General features: G+C 53.3%; 18 protein-coding genes and 1 pseudogene. 16 read left to right on the forward strand and 3 right to left on the reverse strand.

Annotation, left to right across the window (positions count from 1 at the left end):
• The first annotated feature begins 281 nt into the window (after positions 1-281).
• Complete coding sequence (locus EAW52_RS23000) at positions 282-650, forward strand: histone-like nucleoid-structuring protein, MvaT/MvaU family (RefSeq protein ID WP_010799111.1); 369 nt, start codon at positions 282-284, stop codon at positions 648-650.
• A gap of 77 nt (positions 651-727) precedes the next feature.
• Here the strand turns inward: EAW52_RS23000 and EAW52_RS23005 are convergent.
• Together EAW52_RS23005 and EAW52_RS23010 are read right to left on the reverse strand one after the other, a co-directional pair.
• Positions 728-1,350, reverse strand: a pseudogene (locus tag EAW52_RS23005) (pyridoxamine 5'-phosphate oxidase family protein).
• Positions 1,351-1,495: 145 nt separating this feature from the next.
• Entirely contained in the window at positions 1,496-2,101 is a 606-nt protein-coding gene (locus EAW52_RS23010; protein WP_122044899.1) for a DJ-1/PfpI family protein, read from the reverse strand.
• 713 nt (positions 2,102-2,814) lie between these two features.
• On the opposite strand from EAW52_RS23010, the gene EAW52_RS23015 reads away from it, so the two are divergent.
• From EAW52_RS23015 to trfA, 10 genes are all read left to right on the forward strand, one after another.
• Complete coding sequence (locus EAW52_RS23015; RefSeq protein WP_122044220.1) at positions 2,815-4,587, forward strand: bifunctional alpha/beta hydrolase/class I SAM-dependent methyltransferase; 1,773 nt, start codon at positions 2,815-2,817, stop codon at positions 4,585-4,587.
• A complete protein-coding gene (locus EAW52_RS23020; protein WP_372238870.1) occupies positions 4,565-5,950 on the forward strand; it encodes a phosphatase PAP2/dual specificity phosphatase family protein in 1,386 nt (461 codons plus the stop codon). The genes EAW52_RS23015 and EAW52_RS23020 overlap by 23 nt, the downstream gene beginning before the upstream one ends.
• Entirely contained in the window at positions 5,947-6,387 is a 441-nt protein-coding gene (locus tag EAW52_RS23025; RefSeq protein ID WP_122044221.1) for a hypothetical protein, read from the forward strand. Before EAW52_RS23020 ends, EAW52_RS23025 begins: the two co-directional genes overlap by 4 nt.
• Positions 6,388-6,563: 176 nt before the next feature.
• Entirely contained in the window at positions 6,564-7,166 is a 603-nt protein-coding gene (locus EAW52_RS23030; protein ID WP_122044222.1) for a CDP-alcohol phosphatidyltransferase family protein, read from the forward strand.
• Between the two features lie 37 nt (positions 7,167-7,203).
• Positions 7,204-7,848, forward strand: coding sequence for a lysophospholipid acyltransferase family protein (locus tag EAW52_RS23035; RefSeq protein WP_122044223.1), 645 nt, complete (start codon positions 7,204-7,206; stop codon positions 7,846-7,848).
• Entirely contained in the window at positions 7,848-8,786 is a 939-nt protein-coding gene (locus tag EAW52_RS23040; protein WP_122044901.1) for a phosphatidate cytidylyltransferase, read from the forward strand. The genes EAW52_RS23035 and EAW52_RS23040 overlap by 1 nt, the downstream gene beginning before the upstream one ends.
• 842 nt (positions 8,787-9,628) lie before the next feature.
• Entirely contained in the window at positions 9,629-10,765 is a 1,137-nt protein-coding gene (locus EAW52_RS23045) for a ParA family protein (RefSeq protein WP_122044224.1), read from the forward strand.
• Positions 10,762-11,781, forward strand: coding sequence for a ParB/RepB/Spo0J family partition protein (locus EAW52_RS23050; protein ID WP_122044225.1), 1,020 nt, complete (start codon positions 10,762-10,764; stop codon positions 11,779-11,781). Before EAW52_RS23045 ends, EAW52_RS23050 begins: the two co-directional genes overlap by 4 nt.
• Before the next feature lie 1,977 nt (positions 11,782-13,758).
• Positions 13,759-14,241, forward strand: coding sequence for a helix-turn-helix transcriptional regulator (locus EAW52_RS26060; RefSeq protein ID WP_162997700.1), 483 nt, complete (start codon positions 13,759-13,761; stop codon positions 14,239-14,241).
• Positions 14,238-15,194: a plasmid replication initiator TrfA gene (trfA, locus tag EAW52_RS23060; RefSeq protein WP_122044226.1), complete on the forward strand. Its 957-nt coding sequence runs from the start codon at positions 14,238-14,240 to the stop codon at positions 15,192-15,194. Before EAW52_RS26060 ends, trfA begins: the two co-directional genes overlap by 4 nt.
• Positions 15,195-15,849: 655 nt before the next feature.
• Here trfA and EAW52_RS23070 read toward each other — a convergent pair.
• Positions 15,850-16,731, reverse strand: coding sequence for a LysR substrate-binding domain-containing protein (locus EAW52_RS23070; protein WP_122044228.1), 882 nt, complete (start codon positions 16,729-16,731; stop codon positions 15,850-15,852).
• Between the two features lie 155 nt (positions 16,732-16,886).
• On the opposite strand from EAW52_RS23070, the gene EAW52_RS23075 reads away from it, so the two are divergent.
• The 5 genes from EAW52_RS23075 to EAW52_RS23095 are packed head-to-tail and all read left to right on the forward strand — an operon-like array spanning position 16,887 to position 22,328.
• Complete coding sequence (locus EAW52_RS23075; protein WP_122044229.1) at positions 16,887-17,717, forward strand: MaoC family dehydratase N-terminal domain-containing protein; 831 nt, start codon at positions 16,887-16,889, stop codon at positions 17,715-17,717.
• A gap of 49 nt (positions 17,718-17,766) precedes the next feature.
• Positions 17,767-18,930: an acyl-CoA dehydrogenase family protein gene (locus tag EAW52_RS23080; RefSeq protein WP_122044230.1), complete on the forward strand. Its 1,164-nt coding sequence runs from the start codon at positions 17,767-17,769 to the stop codon at positions 18,928-18,930.
• A gap of 10 nt (positions 18,931-18,940) precedes the next feature.
• Positions 18,941-20,296 carry an MmgE/PrpD family protein gene (locus EAW52_RS23085; RefSeq protein ID WP_122044231.1) on the forward strand — a complete coding sequence of 452 codons (1,356 nt, stop codon included), beginning with the start codon at positions 18,941-18,943 and terminating at the stop codon, positions 20,294-20,296.
• 2 nt (positions 20,297-20,298) lie between these two features.
• Positions 20,299-21,498: a CaiB/BaiF CoA-transferase family protein gene (locus EAW52_RS23090; protein ID WP_122044232.1), complete on the forward strand. Its 1,200-nt coding sequence runs from the start codon at positions 20,299-20,301 to the stop codon at positions 21,496-21,498.
• On the forward strand, positions 21,495-22,328 hold the full coding sequence (locus EAW52_RS23095) for a CoA ester lyase (RefSeq protein WP_122044233.1): 834 nt from the start codon (positions 21,495-21,497) through the stop codon (positions 22,326-22,328). The genes EAW52_RS23090 and EAW52_RS23095 overlap by 4 nt, the downstream gene beginning before the upstream one ends.
• The last annotated feature ends 10 nt before the right edge of the window (positions 22,329-22,338 follow it).

The following is a 22,338-nucleotide window of genomic DNA, read 5'->3' on the forward strand; positions in this document are numbered from 1 at the left end:
CACACCATCGACTTCAAAGCAGCTGGGAAACAGTGGCAGGCGCTATTGAGTAATCAGCTGTCGCCTGAAACGGGTCGCTGATCCGTGCTTTAGTGACTTGCTTCAAAAAGATGTTCATTAATCAGGTCAGCAAGCCGGTTACTTAAGTTTGAACGACTATACTTTTGACCACATTAATCGCGTAGACTAGCACCAGCTTCTTATTATATTTTAAGTCATCCAGACGTGCCGGCTAAGGCGTATCCGGGTGAAACTTTCACATCATAAACGTTAAGGTATTTATGTCCAAGCTTGCAGAATTTCGTGCTGCCGAAGAACAATTAAAGGCCCAGCTACAGCTACTCGAATCTCTCAAAAACGATGAATCTCTACAGCGTGAAATCGAGTTTGAATCCAAGCTTCAAACACTGATGAGCGATTATGGTAAAAACCTGGGCGACATTATTGCCATTATTGATCCGGGTTATTCTCGCAAACCACGTGGCTTGGTTGCGCACCCAGAAAAGGCGCCCCGCCGTGCACGCTCCGTCAAGCGTTACAAGCACCCTGAAACAGGCGAAGTGATCGAGACCAAGGGCGGCAACCACAAGACGCTCAAAGCCTGGAAGGCTGAGCATGGTGCTGACGTGGTTGAAGGCTGGCTTCAGTAAGTACAACGCTTATACGGCTGCCTATTCAGCAACCTGCAGAGTAGGCGGCCGTAACGCCTTATCGTAGCAAAGAGGGGTTAATACAAGGTATTTGCAAGCCGGCCGGGCAATGCACTGTCATAGACATCGCCATCAATTTCCGACCTGGATAACACTTTTAATATCTGACTTGGCGTTGGTAATGTGGCCCGGTCGATATGGCTGGCATCATCCCAAAGCCCAGAGCGAATAATAGATCTACTGCACTGAAAGTAGACAGCGTTAACGGTGATCCGGATTACTGTTTTGGGTGTCTGATTGTTTACAGTAAAACGGGAGAGAAGATCAGGCTGAATAGTGATTTGAGCTGTCCCGTTTACGCGAAGCGTCTCACCCACACCAGGGAGAAGAAAAAGTAGTGCTACACGTGGATCCTTAACGATGTTGCGCAAGCTGTCGATTCGGTTATTCCCTCTTCGATCCGGTAGTAACAGCGTTCGACTATCTTCAATATGTACGAAACCAGCTTTATCTCCACGCGGAGAAGCATCAGTCCCCCAGGCCCGGCGGTAGCAAGAACAACAAAAAACGCACGCTCAATAAAAGGCCTGTATACAGCGTGAATATAATCCACCTCCTTTACCATCGAAGGGTTGGCAACTACTCCATAAAGCGCCTCCAGGTCCTCTAGGGTTACAATGCAATTGTTATCAGAACCCATGAGCGTCCTCCTCAGATACTTTTTATTTCTATCCCTTTAGCATAAAGCCAAGCCACTGTGAGCTTGTTAAATTCAATGTAGATAAATTGACTCGACCACCTGACGTATTTTCAGTGCTATTTGCAGCCTGGACTTACCATACGATTTAATCTGGTAAATAAGGGGCTATGTTTTCGAGCGCTTGTTTGACATAGATTTCTTTCTCACCCACCGGAGCAACATAGTGCAGAGCGTCAGCAGCCGCCTCACGCCCGATCAGTCGAGCAATCGTCCATGCCGCAAGATAGCTGGACGCTAAACACCCGCCCGCCGTTGCCAAGTTACCATGCGCAAAAAATGGCTGATCAAGCACATCGATACCAGCGTCTTCTACCCAAGGCTTTGTGGTGAGGTCAGTACATGCCGATATGTTCTTCAACAGGCCAAGCTTTGCCAGCAGAAGCGCACCAGAGCATTGAGCTCCGATTAACTGATGCGTCGGCCTGATACAGGAAAGTTGCTCAAGTATTTCAACATTGCAGGCAATCTCTCTGGTTCGAATACCGCTACCGACAAGTACAGCCGCGCACGCTTCGATTTCCTCAAGTCCAGCCTGTCGCTCTAGCCGAACACCATTCATCGATGTGACCCAGGACGTAGGCGCAACCAATGACACTTTCCAATCAGGGCGTTTTATTCGATTAAGAATCCCAAGAGCGATAAATGAATCGAGCTCGTTAAATCCGTCGAAAGTGAGAATGGCGATGTGCATGCGTCTCTCCAGCAGGTCCATATACCACATGGTGGTAGCTGGGACTTATTCCTGAACAGATACAGCAATAGCTTGATTTAACCGTACAGCACATGGACGGACATGCCCCTGGACTGCTCTAGAAAGATTGTTGGGTAGATATAGTGTTTACAGATAGACGTAACTCGTCCTGATGAGCGAAGCGAGCAGTATGAAGACTGTAATGGACTCTCCCCGCACCACATTTCTTCTATAACATAGTGGTGACTTTTCGCTGGGAGAGGTGCAATGAAACGCATAGCGGTTGATTTGGCCAAGTCCGTTTACCAGGTTGCCGAGAGTGTTCATTGTTAAAGAGCGGTTGGTTAAGACCTTCGTCTCAACCGAGGCGCGCATTCTACGCTAACCTCTTGTCCTGTCAAGCATTTTGTTCAACCTGTCTAACCCGCCGAACCGCTTGCCGGACCTGCTGATTCGCTTGGAGGCTCATCAGCGTCGTCCGCTTAATTATATACCTGTCGACAGCAACTTTTGCGCTGCACTGACGAGCGGATAACATCCTGCGACGTGCATAGCGACAGAGCGGTACTGCGATGCGCTATGATAGCTGGCCTGACAAAGGGAACTATTGTCAGAGGCACGCCTGGCATCAGCACAGGCGCAGAAACTGTCCGAATATGTCTTCAATGGCAATCCGGATGGGCTTGTAGAGCATATCACCAGGATCCAATTGCATGGATGCAGTCTTTGTTGAACACAACACCACCTTCAAGACCCATGATGGCGAGACCCTCTTCTATCGCCGCTGGCAGCCCAACTGTCCAACAGACAGAGCCGTTGTCCTGCTGCACCGGGGACATGAGCACTCCGGTCGAGTCAGCCATCTGGTCCATGAACTGGGACTTGAGGGCTTTTCCTTTTATGCCTGGGACGCTCGTGGCCATGGCCAGTCTACCGGCGCACGTGGAGACAGCCCCAGCTTTGCCGCCTCGGTCCGGGACCTTGACTGCTTCATTACCCACCTTTGCATTACCTACAACCTGAGCCCCCAAAACATTGCTGTTGTGGCACAAAGTGTGGGAGCGGTAATCGCTGCAGCCTGGGTTCACGATTATGCCCCTGCCATTCGGTGCATGGCACTAGCATCGCCAGCCTTTGACATCAACCTGTATGTTCCCTTTGCGCGCGGTGGCCTGCAGGTACTGCATGCATTAAAAGGCAATTTCTTTGTTAACAGCTACGTCCGCCCTGCCATGTTGACCCATGACAAGGCCAGGGCCGCTAGTTATGCAAACGATCCACTGATTGCCAGGGCGATTTCTGTTCGGCAGCTCCTGGGACTCTATCGCGCAGCGGATCGTGTAGTAAGTGATGCCAACGCCATCCAGGTGCCTACCCAGCTAGTGATATCTGGCTCGGACTTTGTGGTCAGGCGCCCGGCACAGATCAGGTTCTTTGAGCAGCTCGGAACACTTGAAAAAGAGATGCATATTCTGCCGGGCTTCTACCATGACACCCTTGGGGAGCAGGACAGGCACCTGGCACTTGAAAAGATACGTGGCTTCATTCGGCTGCAGTTTGCGCGTCACTCTGCGCGCCCGTCTCTACGGGAAGCAGACCAGATAGGTGCAACCAAAAGCGAAGCTGAAGCCCTGTCAATGCCCCTGCCAGCGCAGTCGGCTCAAGGCCTTTTCTGGCGAGGTATACGCGCAGGCCTGGCCCTGGGTGCAAAACTTTCCGAGGGGCTAAAGCTTGGCGTAAGTACAGGTTTTGACTCAGGCAGCACCCTTGACTATGTGTACCAGAATCGCCCGTCTGGAGTGTCCATGCTGGGACGTTACATTGACCAGCAGTACCTCAATGCAATCGGCTGGCGTGGCATCCGGCAACGAAAGCAGCATATCCAGGAGCTGCTGGGCCTGGCCATGCAGCTCCTGAATGAACGGGGCATTGCGATTCATATCCTGGATATAGCAGCAGGACACGGCCGCTATATCCTTGAGGGGCTGACAAGCAGCGATATTCGACCCGCTTCCGTTCTGTTGCGGGACTACAGTGATCTTAACGTCCAGAAAGGCACGTTGCTGATTGAACAGAATGGGCTTCACGATATCGCCACCTTTGCCAAGGGTGATGCGTTTGATCCCCAAAGCCTGCGCGCCATCAAGGAGCATCCGTCTCTTGTGATCGTCTCCGGGCTCTACGAGCTCTTTGGTGACAATACGATGGTAGGCACCTCGCTGTCTGCGCTTGCCTCGCTCATGGCTCCAGGCAGCTATTTGATCTATACCGGACAGCCCTGGCATCCACAGCTTGAGTTTATTGCCCGCGCATTGACCAGCCATCGAGACGGCAGACCTTGGGTCATGCGGCGACGAACACAGGCTGAACTCGATCAACTGGTAATGCAGGCAGGCTTTTCAAAGATAGAACAGCGGATTGATGAATGGGGAATCTTTACGGTTTCGATAGCCCGGCGCAGCGATGCAAACCATGTTGAGTCCTGACCAGCCTCTTGGGTTGTTCCAGCGGGCCCGCCTGGGCATCCTCTGGCTAGCTGTTCTGGGACCTCTGTTCTTTCTGACCTATGGTGCAGCCAATACCTTCACTGCTACCCGAGGAGACATAGGAAGCCTTGTCTTCGAATGGGAACATCTGATTCCCTTCTGGAGCTGGACAATCATCCCATACTGGTCCATTGACCTCTTGTACGGCGTGTCATTTCTCCTGTGCAAAACACCACGGGAAATGAAGCGACATGCGTTCAGGTTACTGACTGCCCAGGGACTTGCGATAGGCGGATTTCTGCTTTTCCCGCTGCAATTCACCCATGGCCGGCCTGAAACCGAGGGCCTTACCGGATGGCTCTTTGACGTACTGCTGGGCTTTGACCAACCCTATAACCAGGCTCCCTCGTTACATATCATACTGCTGGTAATACTGTGGGATCGCTACGCCGCGCATAGTCGCCCGCCAGTCAGATGGTTCGTACATGGATGGGCCCTACTGATCGGGCTATCGGTACTGACAACCTACCAGCATCATTTCATTGACATTCCAACAGGCGTTCTCGTGGGAATGCTGTGCCTGTGGTGCTGGCCAATGGAGCAGCCCTGCCCGCTGTTTCGGATCAAGTGGCCGTGTAATCGTAAAACCGGGCTGATTGGCCTTTGCTACCTGCTGGGAGCATTAGCTGTGGCCGCTATTGCCGTGGCACTAGGCGGTACAGGTCTTTGGCTGTTATGGCTTGGATGGGCCCTGCTATTGGTATCGGCCAATTACCTGTTTTGGGGTGCGCAGGGATTCCAGAAGCAGTCCAGCGGTCAGCTCAGTATCGCCTGTAGCCTTATGCTTGCACCCTATCTGCTGGCTGCCTGGGCTAACTCCAGGCTATGGACTTCCCGTGAGCCAGTGGCCGTCGAAATAGAGCATGATGTGTGGCTAGGACGCCTGCCGGATAGTGGCGTACTCCAACAGCATGGCTTTGCTGCTCTGGTCGATCTTTGTGGGGAGCTTCCAGCTCCTCAACCAGGGCCAAAGACAACTTATCTTGCGCTCCCTCATCTGGACCTCGTTCCACTGAACACCAGCGAGTGCGAAGCGGCCGCGAGGGCCATCCAGCAAGCCCGTGGCAGAGGAAGAACGCTGGTGTACTGCTCACTTGGATATTCCCGCAGCGCAGCCGCCGTTGCGGCATGGTTGATCCTGTTTCGTCATGTCAGTGATGGCCAGGCAGCAAGGGCGCAGCTGGAAAGCAAGCGCCGCGTACACCTGGGCAAGGCGCAGCTCGAGTACCTTGATGCACTGATTACTCACAGCCCTGCGAGCCAGCCAGCGCCTCTAAACGGCCTGTCAGGAGCGCCTGCATGACAACTGTCCAGGCGTTGCTTTGCGCACAGCTCCTTTACCAGGGAAGACAAATCCATTGCTGCTCCATGACACTGGGCGGCCTGGCGGTGCTAGCAGCGCTCGCTGCAATGCTGGTAGGCGCGCACCGGGCCGGTGCTGCGTTTCTCATGAGCTTTACGGTCTCTCTGGTGCAGCTCTACTGGTCGGCCCGGGTCAATATCGACGCTGCGCTCTTCCGGCACCTCTCTGACTGTCATGAAGCTGACAGGGACAGGATAGGCCATGAACTTGATCAGGGATTAGTCAGGCTTGGGCTCGTAATGGCGATACCGGCCAACCGCTCATGGGATGCACGCAGCCGCGGTGCGCTTGGCTTGCTGCGTAATCAGGCCCGGTGCCTTGCTGTCCAGACAGCCCTGTTGATAGCTGCCGTGGTAATCCTGGGTTTACGCAGCTAGCCAGGACGTCAGCGGATACAGGCGCAGCCTGTGCTCTGGTTGCCCATGACATATTGGCAAGCAGAAACAGTAGTGACTGCCGCCGCGAATAGCTCCGCAACCGATGCATATGTAAGCGTATTAAAGATAAACCACCCCTTGGAATTACTGATCCAAGGCACCGCAAAAGGACTTGTATGCCCTCCGTCTACGATCTGAAACCGCGTTTCCAGCAGCTGCTACGTCCCTGCGTCACCACATTATACGAAAAGGGCATCACTGCAAATCAGGTAACCCTGTCTGCCTGCCTGGGCTCCATTGTGATCGGGGTGGCGGTTTCTTTGCTCGCCTCATTTTCACTTGTCTTTCTGCTGGTACCAGTCTGGATGCTACTACGCATGGCCTTGAACGCCATAGACGGTATTCTTGCCCGAGAGTACGCACAGCAGTCCCGGCTTGGCGCTTACCTGAACGAGGTCTGCGATCTGGTTTCAGACGTAGCGCTCTATCTGCCCTTTATGTTACTGGCTACCTGCCCATGGCTTGTACTTGTCGTAACGTTTCTTGCCTGGCTTAGCGAGTATGTAGGGGTCATGGGGTTAATGGTCGGGGCAGACAGACGCTACGATGGCCCCATGGGCAAGAGTGACCGGGCTCTTGTGTTTGGCGGTATGGGCTTGCTCGTCGCTCTTGGTGTGAGCCCTGGCCTCTGGCTCGATGTGGCACTGGCGATCATGGCTGGCCTGGCCTGTCTGACAATATACAACCGTATCAACAAGGGCATGAACGCCGCTGTCTAGACCTCTAGCGATACTGTGTCTCAAAGGGAATTTGACTATGCACCGCTCATGCCTGGGCTCAGGGCCAAGCCGCCTGGCCGCGCTACTGATCACATCCTTTGCCGCTGCACTAACCGGCGCGCGGGCGCTGTGGCGTGGCTCCCAGCCTTCCACAGGGGCCCGAATCTATTTTGCGAACCATAGCAGCCACGGCGACTTTGTCCTGCTCTGGTCATCACTCCCGCCCGACTTAAGAGCCCGCACTCACCCTGTCGCAGGCGCGGACTACTGGAACAAGGGATGCCTCCGACGCTTTATTATCAACGATGTATTCAAGGGTGTCCTGATCAACCGCAGGCCAGGCTCTGGTCCGAGCGATGCAATCGCTCAGATGAGCCACATTCTGTCCCGTGGTGATTCGCTGATCTTGTTTCCCGAAGGCACACGTAACCAGAGCGATACTCTGCTTCCCTTCAGGGGCGGTCTTTATCACCTGGCCCGAGCCTGCCCAGACGCAGAACTGATACCTGTCTGGATAGACAATCTCAAGCGCGTTATGCCCAAAGGTCGCACCCTTCCGCTTCCCCTGCTGGTTACCCTGACATTCGGAGAGCCTGTCCAACTAGGCCATGACGAAACCAAGGAACACTTTCTTGAACGGGCACGCGAGGCGCTGCTCACTCTTTCGAAGGAGGATAAATGATGGACCACCAGACCTTGATGCTTTTTGTTGCCGTGGCTGGTTTCCTCGCGGTTGCCTCCACAGTCGGGTTTCTCCTACAGCAACGCACGGGAGCCTCAGCAAACCCGGTTGTAGAAAATCTGATCGCCCGGATCAACGCCTGGTGGGTAATGGTAGGCGTACTAGCCATCGCGTTTGCGTTTGGCAAGATTGGCGTGACCGTGCTTTTTTACCTGATCTCGTTTTTCGCCCTTCGGGAGTTCATTACGCTTACCCCAACGCGCAACAGTGACTACCCTGCGCTTGTAGGTGCCTTCTACCTGGTACTGCCTTTTCAGTATTTTCTTGTCTACATAGAATGGTATGGACTGTTCAGCATCTTTATTCCTGTCTATGTATTCCTGCTGATGCCCTTTCTGGCCTGCCTTGGCGGCGATGCGACCCGTTTTCTTGAGCGTACCGCGAAAACCCAGTGGGGTCTTATGATCAGCGTTTTCTGCATCTCCCATGTACCGGCACTACTTACGCTGCACCTGCCGAACTTTGAGGGACGTAGCCTGTTGCTCGTAGCCTTCCTTGTTCTGGTTGTGCAATCCTCCGATGTCTTGCAGTACATCTGGGGAAAGCTTTTCGGGCGCCACCGGATTGCTCCTCACCTGTCCCCCTCGAAAACCACCGAGGGCTTTGTGGGTGGAGTGGTCAGTGCAACCGTGCTGGGCGGCTCGCTCTGGTGGATGACACCGTTCACACTATGGCAAGCCACCGGAATGTCACTACTGATATGTGTCATGGGCTTTATCGGCGGGCTTGTGATGTCCGCCATCAAGCGTGACCGTGGCGTTAAGGACTGGGGCAACATGATAGAGGGGCACGGCGGAATGTTGGACCGGCTGGATTCAGTCTGCTTTGCGGCGCCTGTATTCTTCCATGCTGTACGATATGGCTGGGCCCAGGCATGACATGGCCATGTTTGTAGACCGTTTCTGCGGATAAGCTAGGCTGGCCTGGCACATCGATTTGAGATATCTACAGGCTCCCCTCACTCTGTCCAGCCAGCCTGATGCCCAGACTCCTGGAAGCTGAGGCCTGGCTCCATGCTCCGTATAGACCTGTACTGCCATTGGCCAGGCTGGAAACTGGCCCAAAAATGCTCATGGTCTCCTGCCCTCATTTGTGCAGGCCGCCTTTCTCGGCGATCTCTGCTTTCATAACCAGCACCAGACCACGAAGGCCCGTTCCGACCAGTGATCCCACCCGGTATTGCCCAAGCTCATTCAATCCTGGGCAGCCAGCAGAAGCACCGGATCAGGCGCTCCGCATTTTCGCCTTTAGAAATGAGACAAACCACACTGTCCGGTCTGGTAAAAAACGTCAGGCGCTATCATCCATTGACTATTCTTGATCCAAGCCATAGCCCGGTGCAGGGTCTGAGGGTACCCTACTATTGCGGTTTCCAGTTAAGCAGGGCGGGTCAGCCCGGCTATATTCGACCTGTAGCCTGAAGCCTTTTTAGACCGGTTTGGATTAGCGGATCGAAGGAATCTGCAAGGCGGTTTTTATCATGCTCGCAGTGATAATGGCTTTGCGATTGAAGCACTCAGACATGGCAAGTCTTTGATCTTTGTACCTTTTTGGGCTGAAACCCTATAAGAAGGAGCGGATCTACCTCGACGTTGACCGTGTAGTAAAAATGGATTAACAAGCTGTTTTATAGGGTTTGATGGCTTTTTTACTTGCATGACCCTATCACGACGTTCAAAATCCCCTGAAACACATAGTCTATTACATTACAGGGATCTTCATGGACGCTTTGGCCAGTTCTCAAGTCGATAATGTGGAAGCCTATCCATATACTGACTTTTCGGCTCTACAATTCCCGCCCCAGTTCGCCGCCGATTGCCTTGGCATCAGTCCACAGACCCTAAAGAACATTGAGAAAGAAAATAACCTTCAGATTGGCCGTGTCGCACGTGGATCGGTCGAGGTCCGCAGCTACACCTTGAATGACCTGTTCCAGATCGCGGCGATACGTCGACAAAATGGCCAGACCAAGGGGTTTGCGCGACCGATTACCATCTGCGACTACGTACAGAAGGGTGGAACCGCCAAGACCACTAGTACCTGTAACCTGGCCATTCTGTTCAGCCTGATGGGGCTTCGTACGCTGGTCATCGACAATGACCCTCAAGGGGACGCCAGCTCGATGTTTGGCTACGACCCAGACCTTACCGCAGAAGAACTCGAGGATATTGGCGTCCCCGGCGAACGTTCCGTCAATGGCCATCTGGGTAACCTTATGCGCCTTGGCAACGCCTACCAGCCCATGACCCTCGATGAGGTGATCAAGAAACCCTTTGGTGAATATGGTCCTCACCTGATTCCAGCTGAAGACTCTCTGGATGACCTGGATGTGGTGTTACGCAACGCCCAGGGCTCCGACTTCCGTTATTCCCTGTTTATCTCCTCGGCCAGAAACGGCGAGTATCCGCATTGTGATCTCTCCCGCTACGACGTCATCATCATGGATAACGCCCCGTCCGGTACCATGCTGTCGCGCAACTCCATGGTGGCGGCTGACTTCCTGATCTGCCCGGTTCGCATGGACAAGTTTTCCTTCCGGGCATTATCGCGTCTGGCGTACAAGCTTGCCGAGTTCAAAAAGGATTTCAAGCGCGCCCCTGAAATCATCGCCATCCCGACGATGTATATCCGCAACCGGCCTCGGATTCAGGCCAACCTGGCAAGGCTTGCCCAGCTATTTCCCAACAAGGTAACGGAGCAACCGCTTTACCTGTCGGAGGATTATTCCAAGAGCCTTGAGGACGGCGTGCCATTGTCACTTTGGCGACCTGCGACGGACAACTCCCTTGGCGCCATGCGCCTGGTGTTTAGCGAAATCACAGGACGTATCCGTAAAGTACTGGAGCAGGTTAAATGAAATCGACACGTCGACTTGGTCAGGATGGCGCTCCGGTGAGTCACTCTCGAGTCGTACCGCTTGTCGAGGCTGACCTTTCCCGCTCCCAGGAGGATATTCTCAAGGAACTGGGCTTGCTTAATGCGCCCGGCACCTCGTCTGCCGCTACGCAGGAAGCAGTGCCGCCCAGTTCAGGCTTACCTGCAAAGGCTCACGAGATGGAGTCGCCTGCTGACTATCCAGCAGATGAAGAGGCGTCGCTGGCCTTGCTTCCCATTGATCTGATTGACCCAGGCCGCTACCAACCGCGTCTGCATTTCGATGAAGAAAGCATCAGCCTTCTGGCCTCCACGATCGAACGAGGCCAGGGGCTAACCAACCCGGTCATTGTGCGCCCTGTTCAGGGCGGCCGCTATGAACTCATTGGGGGGGAGCGCCGTCTACGGGCGCACAAGCTGCTTGGCAAGTCCCACATTTTCTCGTTGATACGCCAGTACACTGATGAAGAAGCGGCCATCATGTCCTGTACAGACAATGATGCAAGGGAAGATCTATCCGATTATGAGCGGGGCCGCGGGTACAAGCAGCTACTTGATTCGGGCATGATCAAGCATCAAACCCAGTTGTCCCAGCGTGTTGGCAAAAGCATGTCAACTATCAGTCGCTGCCTTGCCTATTTCAAGCTTCCAGCTGAGGTCATCTCCATGCTGGATCTCAATCCCCTGCTTATTGGTAACAAGCTGGTCGGCGAGTTTGTACGCTTCACAGACCAGGGCCAAGAAGACCTTGTCATTGAAGCGGTTCGCAAGATTGCCAAGGGTACGTCGCAGGAGGCTGCGCTACAGTGGCTCAAGGCAGAGGTAACCCGTACGCTTAACCCCAAGATGCCCAAAGCTTCAGTAGCGCTCCAGCTGAACAATGGCCTTGGCTCGGTCAATGCGCTGATCGATGGGCAAAAGCTTGTTTTGACCTGCCCCAAGGGCCTAACGCCCGATCAACTCCTGGATCTTCTCAAAACCACCGTGGGATCCCACTAAACCCTTGAAATATAAGAGTTTTCACGGTGAAAAGATTCGCTGTGAAAACTCCCTTTCGCTTTCGCTTCTCTTTTCCCCTTATAAAGCACATCCTGCCTTTCTTACTTCCTGTTTTATACCTTGCCTCCATCTTTGACTGATCTGGTTCCAGATGCATCGCTTAGACCATCCACCTCTCATAGCCTTTGTTTGTCTGTCTTCTTAAAGTTTTCACCGTGAAAACTTTATGCCAGCACCATCAAAACCACTGACACAAAATCAAGAGGTACGTGTCCCTTTACTGCTACTAAAGGAGGCATCCCCGTATGAAAGCAGGTCATAATATTGGCTTGGTCACCTACTTTTCACCGTGAAAAATTCTTCTAAAACCATCTTCCTTGTGTTGCTTTCCTTCTCACGCACCAAAAATCGGATCCAAGATCCTTGATTCCTGCAACTGCCTCCTTGCCTGCTTAACTTCTTGGCTTCTTGGCTTCTTGGCTCTTGCTAGCTTATCGGCCTTTTTTTCACGGTGAAAAGTTTCCTTATTAGAAGGAACAAATGAGACAAGCATCTGTTCGATAGGCGCTTGACTGGCTACTTACCTGCTAACTGTTTTCATAGTGAAACAGTCTTTGGACCGCTAGCCTTATCGTCACGCCATATACCTATCCCGCGCACCACAATACACGCTCTACTCTCAAGGCCCAGGTGCTTAACTATTTATGCTGTAGTTCAGTTCCACTGCTTGCCTATTAGCAGGAATCACCTCAGCTAATGCCTAAAGCGTCAGATTAATTGCAACAACTTTTCACGGTGAAAACTAATCATGGCCTCGCATGTTGCTCAACACCGCATCGTCTAAATCTACATATTGCGTATGCATAGCTCTTGCGTAAGGGAAGGCTGTATTTATTTAAGGTGAAGACTACCTTGTATAAGGCTAATGCCTAACATATTGCTTTTTCCTTGGTTCATAGGCCGATTCCTTGCGGTAATCCGTTATTGAGTACAGGCACAAGCTAGTGCCAATGCTCAAATTTTTTTCACCGTGAAAACTGTATACAAGCAGCAAACAATTTGAGTCCAAAAGAAGCCATGACTAATCATTATTTTAGAAGGGCAGCATTCAAGCTTCCTCATGTCATTGTAGGGGTCATATGGATGATCAGGCTTGGGATTACAGCGCGCAACGACACCAAGGAAGTAATGCTTAAGGTAATACAGGCATCTATATTACCTTTCGCTTAGGCATATACGCCTATCGTCTAGGGATCTAATACATCTGGGATAACAGCGCGAAAAGCGAGCTATAAGGTATAATAGAAGCCATAATGACTATTTATATAACCTTATTAGAAGCAACGCTTCCCAATGGGTCGGCATAACCAGGAGCATTCTGGTCTGCCTCTTAGCGCAGGGAAAGAGGATCAGGCTGAGGCAGAGCTTTTGTTAAGAGATACTGAGGCGAACTATGGTTCCGCTGAAAGAAGAGAGCTAGCTCTTCACTATGTAAAAGGTAATATAGATACCTAATAAGCAATATATATAACCTTACTGATTTGAAATATAGTTAATGGCTTGAGGAGATCTTGGTATATCAGCGCCAAAACAGTCTATAAAGGTAATATCAAAACCAATTAAACCTTTTGTTTAACCTTTACGCAGGGGTCAGGCACCCTTCCAGGGTATTTGGGATATCGCCACATAAAAGGTAGTCAGAGAGGTTATTTTGCCTCATATATAGCTTTCCTAGACTCCTAGTCTGCTATAGGAAGGTTCAGATAAGACGCAAAAGGCTTGGATTGTCCGAAACGCCAACAGTAGACCCCCTACAAACAAGGCAGATTGGTAAAACAGCGCAGTTTTGGTAATACAGAAGGCATAAGTGCTTTCTGGTATACTCGAACCTGGCAATTGGACCCTGTCCGGGACCCAGACGTATTTGTGTAATGTCCGCCATGCAATCCTTTGGCGTAGATGGATGTATTAAGACCTATGAGTAATCCTGTCACCACACCAAGTGGCCGCCAGTGCGCTGCCGCCAGAACACTGCTGGGCTGGCATCAGGCAGCCCTTGCTGAAAAGGCAAAGCTGTCAGCCAAGGCTCTGTCCTTTTTTGAGACAGGAAAGACCAGCATCAGGGACTCAACCCTCGAAGCGATAGAACAGGCGTTTAGGGTCGCAGGCGTCACGCTAAAAGAGGACGGGGGCATCGCTCTTCAAAAAGACCTGAAGCCTCCCAGGGGCCGGCAGTATGCCGCGGCCAGGGTATTGCTGGGATGGAGTCGAGAGGACCTCTCGGACCGTACCAATGTCTCTGCCAAGGCTATTGCGCTGTTTGAGCAAGGCAAGTCAACCCCACGTAACGCATCACTGGATGCATTCGATGCGGCGTTTTACCTTGAAGGCATTATCCTGCCGGAAAATGGTGAAATTGTGATAGAAGCTCGAGAGGAATCGCTGGAGGCATCGACGTGACCAAGGAATCTGCACCACGTCCGCCCAGCAGTCGCGTCAAGGCGCTACTTCAGAAGCGCGAAGCCGAAGCACGGGCACGCCAGGAGGAAGCCGAAAGAGCGAGCGAAGAGGTCAGGGAGCTACGGGTCGAGCCGGGAGGGCAGGGCTCACTTGACCTACAGTTACCGCTCTTTCCTGAATATGCATCAGCGATGCCTCATCACTGGACGCGGACGACCCTGTTCGCAAGCATTGCACGTGGCAAACGCAAGCTGCACCACCGTCAACAGCTGGCCAGCCGATCAGACTTCACCATTCTGTATACCGGGCAGCAGCTGGACATGGCCGATAACGATGTCTTCCTGCATGCCCTTCAACTGGCGCAAAATCAGGATGCCGGTCAGGTCATCCACTTTGTTCGCTCCAAGTTCCTAGAGGGAATAGGCCGCTCGGCAAGCGGACAGAATACCTATGCCTGGCTTGAAAACAGCCTTCGTCGTCTGGCGGAAGCAACCTTGTTTATCGAAAGCGACCAGGGCCAGGGGCTTATGGTGCGACTGATCAAGGATATGGCCTGGAACAAGAAGCAGGATGAGTACTGGCTGGCCCTGGATCCACATATCGTCAAGTTCTTCCAGCAGAGCCAGATTGCATACATCGACTTTGAAGTCCGTAAAAAACTCAGGTACGCCCTGTCTAAGTGGCTGCAGAACTATGCCTGTGGCCATCGGGCCGGAGAGCACCATTTTGTATCCATCGAAAACCTTATGCACTGGAGCGGCAGTACAGGACGGGTCCGCGATTTTGCCGAGCACAAGGAAAGAGGGCTTCGCGTCGCCCTTGCCGAACTAGAAAGCCATGGGGTTATACGGGAATGGGATATCTATGAGCGTCCCAACGGGCGCAAGAAGCAGCTCATGGTGAAATGGTTCCGCCCACAAAAGACCAAGGAACTAACCAACGAGCAGGATTAGCAAGTTTATCCACAGCGCTTGGGATAACAGCGCCAGCACTGATGGGATAACAGCGCAGCGTCTTGGGATAACGGCGTAAAATTTTGGGACAGCTGCGCCGCTTATTGGGACAACGGCGCGTCTGGTTGGGATAACCGCGCACTGTAAAGCCGTAAGTTATTGATTCATATACGGTTTTTCAGCGTTTCTTTGACTTAAACTGTTTCTAAACAGTTCTTAAACTGTTTGTTTAAACACGCAGAGCATTTTTTTCTTTACTCAGAGAGGAAAAACACAGAAAGCACTACTTCAGGTAACCCAATAATCATTCTGAAGTCTCCATAAACAGAACCATGGATGTGCTAGAGCAGAGACCTGTAGTACGTACTGATAGAAACCCACAAAGCGACTACGAGCTCTCCATAGACGACTGTGCTACATAGACTGATCAACAGTTGGGATAACAGCGCACTCCGTTGGGTGAAACCACAGTTTTCACCGTGAAAACCTTTAACAGCATGACTACCCTTGCTCTGTTTCCTGATACTAATCGCCTTTAATAATGAGCCTTTAGCTTTGAAACAACCGCTATCCGTTTCGCGCAAGTGGCAGAAAGGAAAATCAAACAGGAACTTTTCTGGAATCAACAGCCGAATGCTTTGATAGATCAGAAACACTACTGGGTCATAGTGGCGATTAAAGCCCGTATACAGCCAGGCAATGCATCCAGTTGTCGAATTAGAATGCTGCGCTCGCGTATGGCCCAGGGCTCATCCAGTGGGATAATCGTAAGATTCATTGTGCGACTATGCCGTAATGCAGCCGACTCGGGGATAACGCCGATTCCAACTCCTGCCTCCACCATCCGGCAGATTGATTCAAAGCTTGAGAGCTGAATACGCCAGAGCAAATTTACACCTAGCTTCTCGGCCTGTTCACGCATGAATGCCTGTAATGTACTGCCTTCATGTAAACCGACATGATGAAAACCCAAGGTCTGACGAAGTGTAAGCGAGGTGTACTGGGTCAGCTCGTGGTCCTTGGGCGATACAAGCACTAGCTTATCCGTACTGAAATGCAAAACTTCCAATCCAGTAGCCGTTACCGGCCCGGCAATGATCCCCATATCACTTGAGCCATCCAGAACACCTCGTACGATATCGCGGGAAAGCCTCTCTTGTAGATCAATGGTTACGCCGGGTCTTTGCGCCAGAAAACCGGCCAGCACTTCCGGTAGGAACTCAGTGACGGCTGTGGTGTTGGCAAAGATCCTGATATGACCCGCCGAGTCTGTACCGTACTCGGTGAATTCAGCTTTTAGATAGCCGACCTGACGCATGATTAGGCGCGCATGCTTCAGCAGCCGCTGCCCTGCCTCAGTAAGCTCTACGCCTTTGCTGTCCCTGTAGAATAAGTGGCTGTTGAGTTGAGCTTCTAACGCCTTGATTCGCATGCTGGCAGCTGCTGGCGAAATAAAGGCCTTACGGGCACCCTGGGTCAGGCTCGGTGCTTCGGCAATATGGATAAACAGGCGCAAATCAGTAAGATCAAAATGCATATCTTTCTACCCACGTGGCGGAACGGGAGACCCTAGTAGCGCTACTGTAATGAAGCGTTCATCCTGCCTTAACGCAGGGTTCTGTAAAAGTAGATTCCCAGAACGGCAGACCTCCTCCGATGATGACCTCATAGTCGGAGCGGGAGAGAGTTGCCATGGGCGATCTAGATTTAAACCGATGGGTAGGCAGGGTAGAAGAGACCTGTGACCAGCTCAGCTCTAACCTTCTCAAGCGAATCGCCGCGACTTTTAGCGAAGAAACTCCTGCTCATGGTGAGGCCCTCCCGCTTCTCTGGCAGTGGTGCTTTTTCCAGGAACCGCTTCCTGAGCCAGCCCTGGGAAAAGACGGCCATCCCGCACGAGGTGGATTTCTCCCTCCTGCCGATAATCGCAATCGAATGTGGGCGGGCGGACAGCTAGAGTTTCGTGAGCCGCTTAGGGTAGGCGGTGAGGCGTCCCGAGTTTCCACAATCAAGCAAATAGAGGAGAAGGCAGGGCGTACTGGCAAATTGTTGTTTGTGACCGTGCAACATGAGTACGTTCAGAACGGCCAGGTATGTATTTGCGAGGAACAGGACATTGTGTATCGCGAACCAAATCCTCCAAAGGCAGGTGGCTCCGAGCCGTCACCCAAGGGACAATGGGGCGAGACGGTTACACCTACACCAACCCTACTCTTTCGTTATTCGGCAGTAACCTTTAACGGTCATCGAATTCACTATGATCATCCCTATGCTACCGAGACGGAAGGCTACGCAGGCCTGGTGGTTCACGGCCCCTTGATAGCCACCCTCACATTGCGGGCCTTTGCTCGAGCCCATCCCGAGGCGCGTATTCGCCGCTTTGCTTACCGGGGGGTGAGGCCGTTGGTTTCGCTATCTCCTCTTGAGTTGACAGGTTGCATTCAGACTGCCGGCAAGGCGCAGCTCTGGGCAGGTAATGAACAAGGCGTAGTCCAACAGGCCGAGGTCGAATTCGACGACTGAGTTGATTGGGCATGCAAACACACCCGTCCCATTAGAACAAGGTGAGGTCATGAACCCGAACCGAAATGAAGAACTCAATGCCATTCGCGAGGGCGTTCGCGCGCTATGTGCTGAGTTCGACGCCGCGTACTGGCGCAGAATCGACGCGGAAAAGGGGTTTCCCGAGGCCTTTGTCAGAACCCTGACCGAGGCTGGTTGGCTGGCAGCGATGATTCCAGTTGAATATGGGGGCTCTGGCCTTGGGCTTTCGGAGGCTTCTGTGATTCTAGAGGAAGTCAATCACAGCGGTGGTAACTCTGGGACTGTACATGGGCAGATGTACAACATGTTTACCTTGCTTAAGCATGGCAGTGAAGAGCAAAAGCAAAGATACCTGCCCAGGCTTGCCAGTGGTGAGCTGCGCCTTCAGTCCATGGGCGTGACCGAGCCCACTACAGGTACGGATACCACCAAGATCAAGACCACCGCCGTCAGGCGGGGCGATAAATATGTGATCAATGGCCAGAAGGTCTGGATCTCCCGCATCCAGCACTCGGATCTCATGATCCTGCTGGCACGTACCACCGCGCTGGCTGACGTCACGAAGAAGTCAGAGGGAATGTCCATTTTTATCGTTGACCTGCGAGAGGCCATCGGCAGAGGCCTGACTGTCCGGCCAATTCCCAATATGGTTAACCATGAGACCAACGAGCTGTTTTTCGACAATCTTGAGATACCCGCTGAAAACCTTATCGGCGAGGAGGGCAAGGGGTTTAGGTACATCCTTGATGGGCTCAACGCAGAACGTACACTTATTGCTGCGGAATGCATTGGTGATGGTCGCTGGTTTATCGAGAAAGCATGCGCTTACGCCCGGGATCGGGTGGTATTTGGCCGGCCTATCGGCCAAAACCAGGGTGTGCAGTTTCCTATTGCAGAGGCGCATATCGAAATCGAAGCAGCCGACCTGATGCGCTGGCGTGCCTGCAAGCAATATGACCGCGGCCTTAACGCCGGTGCAAGCGCCAATATGGCCAAATACCTGGCGGCCAAGGCTTCCTGGGAGGCAGCCAATGCCTGCCTGCAAACCCATGGCGGTTTCGGGTTTGCCTCTGAGTACGATATAGAGCGTAAATTTCGCGAGACACGGCTCTATCAGGTTGCACCTATCTCGACAAACCTCATTCTTTCCTACGTAGCCGAGCACTTGCTTGAGCTGCCGCGTAGTTTCTAAGGAACTGACCATGAGCCATACCCAAGCACTGGCCAGTTTTCTTGCCGACCTTGCCTATGAGCACATTCCCGAGCCAGTCCTTGAGCGCACCGAGGCGTTACTGCTGGACTGGCTGGGTTCCGCCCTGGCAAGCCAGGGGGCTCACCCGATTCCGCTGTTTGAGCGATATGCTGAAATTATGGGCCCAGGCGAAGGAGCAGCGAGAATACTGGTTAACGGTAAGGGCACATCGGCTTATTTTGCCGCTCTGGTCAACGCCGCGTCTTCCCATCTGGTGGAGCAGGACGACTTGCACAACAGCTCGGTACTGCATCCTGCTACCGTCGTGTTTCCGGCCGCACTGGCAGCTGCCCAAGAGGGTGGATATACAGGGCGTGAGCTGCTGCTGGCGTCGATTGCAGGGTATGAGGCCGGTATTCGGATCGGAGAATTCCTAGGTCGTTCGCACTATAGGATTTTTCACACCACTGCAACGGTAGGCACCTTGGCTGCCGCCATTGCGGTAGGCAAGTTGTTTAGGTTCGATCAGGAGCAGTTCCTCCACCTGCTGGGTAATGCTGGCACGCAGGCAGCCGGTTTGTGGGAGTTCTTGCGGGACGCTGCCGATTCCAAGCAGCTTCATACGGCCAAGGCGGCCGCTGATGGGCTACTGGCTGCCTATATGACCCGCGAAGGCCTGACGGGGGCACGTAACATTCTTGAGGGGCCACAAGGCATGGCAGCCGGAATGTCTACGGATGCCAATCCAGCCAGGCTGGCAGACCGGCTCGGCAGCCGTTGGGCTATTGCAGAAACCTCCTTCAAGTTCCACGCCTCTTGCCGTCACACGCATCCTGCCGCGGATGCCCTGCTGGCGTTAATGCAGCGCGAAAGCCTTGCTCATAACCACATATCCGGGGTGGCAGCACATGTTCACCAGGGGGCTATCGATGTCCTGGGACGTGTCGTAAGACCGCAAACAGTGCACCAGGCAAAATTCCATATGGGTACGGTATTAGGGTTGATTGCCGTGCATGGCAAGGCCGGACTTACCGAGTTTCACTCCTATGCCCTGGCAGACCCTGCCGTAAAAGCCTTTGGTGAAAAGGTAGACATGGTTTTAAGCCCCGAGGTCGACGATGCCTATCCTGCGCGTTGGTTGGGAAGGGTAACGGTTAGCACGAACGATGGGCGCGTCTTGCACACGGCTGTCGATGATCCCAAGGGGGATCCCGGCAATACGCTTTCACGTCCAGAGCTTGAGGAGAAGTTTCGTCGCCTGGTCAGGTTCTCTGGCGCACGGACGCCAGATCAGGCGGAGGCTTTGATCCAGGCCGTATGGTCGATACGCGACCGCTCCGATCTCTCTGTCCTGACGAGGTACTGACTATGGCTACCAACCAAGAGCGTCCCCTGGATGGCGTTACTGTGGTGAGTCTGGAGCACGCCATCGCAGCTCCCTTCTGCACCCGGCAACTTGCGGACATGGGCGCACGCGTAATAAAGGTCGAGCGGCCCGGTGTCGGAGATTTTGCCCGCGGCTATGACACCCGTACTAATGGTCTTGCCTCGCACTTTGTATGGACCAATCGCTCCAAGGAGAGCTTGAGTCTTGACCTCAAGGCGGAGGGCGCAAGTCAGGTTCTCGAGGCTCTACTGGCAAAGGCGGACGTACTGGTACAAAACCTTGCACCGGGCGCAGCGGCGCGTGCTGGATTAAGTTTTGAGGCGCTGCATGGGCAATATCCACGGCTCATCGTGTGCGATATCTCTGGCTATGGCGCCGGCGGGCCTTATGAGGACAAGAAGGCCTATGATCTTTTGATCCAGGGCGAAGGCGGCTTTCTGTCGGTAACAGGCGGACCTGGAGAGGACGAAATTGCCAAGGCAGGCTGTTCCATTGCTGATATCGCGGCTGGCATGTATGCGTTCAGCGGGATTCTCTCGGCGCTGCTGCTGCGTGAGCGTACAGGCAAAGGCAGCCAAGTGGATGTCAGCATGCTGGAAAGTCTCGTGGAGTGGATGGGGTACCCCATGTACTACGCGTACGAAGGCGCCGAACCACCGCCACGGGCGGGCGCGTCTCACTCCACCATCTACCCCTATGGCCCTTTTCCCTGCGCAGAGGGTGGGACCGTTATGCTGGGTCTACAGAACGAGCGGGAATGGGCGGCGTTTTGTGAAAAGGTACTGCGCCAGCCAGAGCTTCAGGCCGACGAGCGATTTTCCGCCAACTACCGGCGCACAGCCAATCGGCAATCGCTACGAGACATTATTGTTGGGACCTTTGCACAGCTTAGTGCTGAGCAGATTCTTGAGCGCCTGGAAGATGCGCAGATTGCCAATGCCAAGGTCAATGACATGCATGGTGTATGGGCTCATCCACAGTTGCGTGCACGCCATCGCTGGGTGGAGGTAGACAGCCCCAGAGGGAGACTGCCCGCACTATTGCCTCCTGCTACCAACAACGCATTCACTGCACGTATGGATCCCATACCGGCCCTGGGAGAGCACAGCGAGACGATTCTTGCCGAACTTGGTTTCACGAGCCAGGCCATCGACCAGCTCAAGCAGGCAGGGACACTATGAATCCCTTCTCGACAGGTCCGGTAAGAAGCGCCCTGTTTGTTCCTGGCAGTCGTCCTGAGCGCTATAGCAAGGCCTTGGCAGCGGGTGCAGATTGCGTAATCGTCGATTTCGAAGATGCGGTAGAGGAGCACCACAAGGTCCAGGCTCGCCACAACCTAGAAAAATTTCTGCTCGAGAACCAGGACGTCAGGATAGCGGTGCGCATCAATGCACCGGGTCATATTGAACAGGAAGCGGATATCAGGTTTTGCTCTGCTCACGCTGCAGTGGCAGCAATTGTTCTTCCCAAGACCGAAAGCGCAGCCCAGGTCCAGGCACTGGCCACCACCGGTAAACCCGTCTGGCCCCTTATTGAGACTGCCCGTGGCCTTCTGGCGCTCCCTGAAATTGCCGCAAGCGCAGGCGTTGAACGATTGACGTTTGGTGCTCTGGACCTGGCCGTTGATCTGGGGTTAAGGGAGGCGGGGGAAGGCATGGAAAAGGTGTTTGATCAGGTCCGTTACTCGCTGCTGGTTCATTCAATAGGCAGGGCGCTGGCGCCTCCGTTGGATACGGTATTTGCTGATATTGGCAATACCGAGGGGCTTGCGAGTGCTGCAATAAACGCCCGGGACATGGGGTTTGGCGGTTTGCTGTGTATCCATCCCACCCAGGTGGACACTGTGCATCAGATATTTCAGCCCAGTGCCGATGAGATCGAATGGGCAAGACGGGTAATGGAAGCGGCGCGTTCCGGCGAAGGCGCCATACGCCTGGAGGGCAAGATGATTGATGCGCCTGTAATCAAGAAAGCTCGACGTCTGCTTCAAGGCCTCCGACAGGCAGATTAGCGTTCAACTC

It is taken from the genome of Pseudomonas sp. LTJR-52, assembly GCF_003691465.1.
GTDB classification, from domain to species: domain Bacteria; phylum Pseudomonadota; class Gammaproteobacteria; order Pseudomonadales; family Pseudomonadaceae; genus Chryseomonas; species Chryseomonas luteola.

Coding starts and splice junctions, on each gene's coding strand:
- EAW52_RS23085 (WP_122044231.1), top strand. CDS start 18,941: ATGAGCCATACCCAAGCACTGGCCAGTTTTCTTGCCGACCTTGCCTAT.
- EAW52_RS23025 (WP_122044221.1), top strand. CDS start 5,947: ATGACAACTGTCCAGGCGTTGCTTTGCGCACAGCTCCTTTACCAGGGA.
- EAW52_RS23020 (WP_372238870.1), top strand. CDS start 4,565: ATGCAAACCATGTTGAGTCCTGACCAGCCTCTTGGGTTGTTCCAGCGG.
- EAW52_RS23015 (WP_122044220.1), top strand. CDS start 2,815: ATGGATGCAGTCTTTGTTGAACACAACACCACCTTCAAGACCCATGAT.
- EAW52_RS23010 (WP_122044899.1), bottom strand. CDS start 2,101: ATGCACATCGCCATTCTCACTTTCGACGGATTTAACGAGCTCGATTCA.
- EAW52_RS23075 (WP_122044229.1), top strand. CDS start 16,887: ATGGGCGATCTAGATTTAAACCGATGGGTAGGCAGGGTAGAAGAGACC.
- EAW52_RS23030 (WP_122044222.1), top strand. CDS start 6,564: ATGCCCTCCGTCTACGATCTGAAACCGCGTTTCCAGCAGCTGCTACGT.
- EAW52_RS23050 (WP_122044225.1), top strand. CDS start 10,762: ATGAAATCGACACGTCGACTTGGTCAGGATGGCGCTCCGGTGAGTCAC.
- EAW52_RS23080 (WP_122044230.1), top strand. CDS start 17,767: ATGAACCCGAACCGAAATGAAGAACTCAATGCCATTCGCGAGGGCGTT.
- EAW52_RS23040 (WP_122044901.1), top strand. CDS start 7,848: ATGGACCACCAGACCTTGATGCTTTTTGTTGCCGTGGCTGGTTTCCTC.
- EAW52_RS23095 (WP_122044233.1), top strand. CDS start 21,495: ATGAATCCCTTCTCGACAGGTCCGGTAAGAAGCGCCCTGTTTGTTCCT.
- EAW52_RS23045 (WP_122044224.1), top strand. CDS start 9,629: ATGGACGCTTTGGCCAGTTCTCAAGTCGATAATGTGGAAGCCTATCCA.
- EAW52_RS23000 (WP_010799111.1), top strand. CDS start 282: ATGTCCAAGCTTGCAGAATTTCGTGCTGCCGAAGAACAATTAAAGGCC.
- EAW52_RS23035 (WP_122044223.1), top strand. CDS start 7,204: ATGCACCGCTCATGCCTGGGCTCAGGGCCAAGCCGCCTGGCCGCGCTA.
- EAW52_RS23090 (WP_122044232.1), top strand. CDS start 20,299: ATGGCTACCAACCAAGAGCGTCCCCTGGATGGCGTTACTGTGGTGAGT.
- EAW52_RS26060 (WP_162997700.1), top strand. CDS start 13,759: ATGAGTAATCCTGTCACCACACCAAGTGGCCGCCAGTGCGCTGCCGCC.
- EAW52_RS23070 (WP_122044228.1), bottom strand. CDS start 16,731: ATGCATTTTGATCTTACTGATTTGCGCCTGTTTATCCATATTGCCGAA.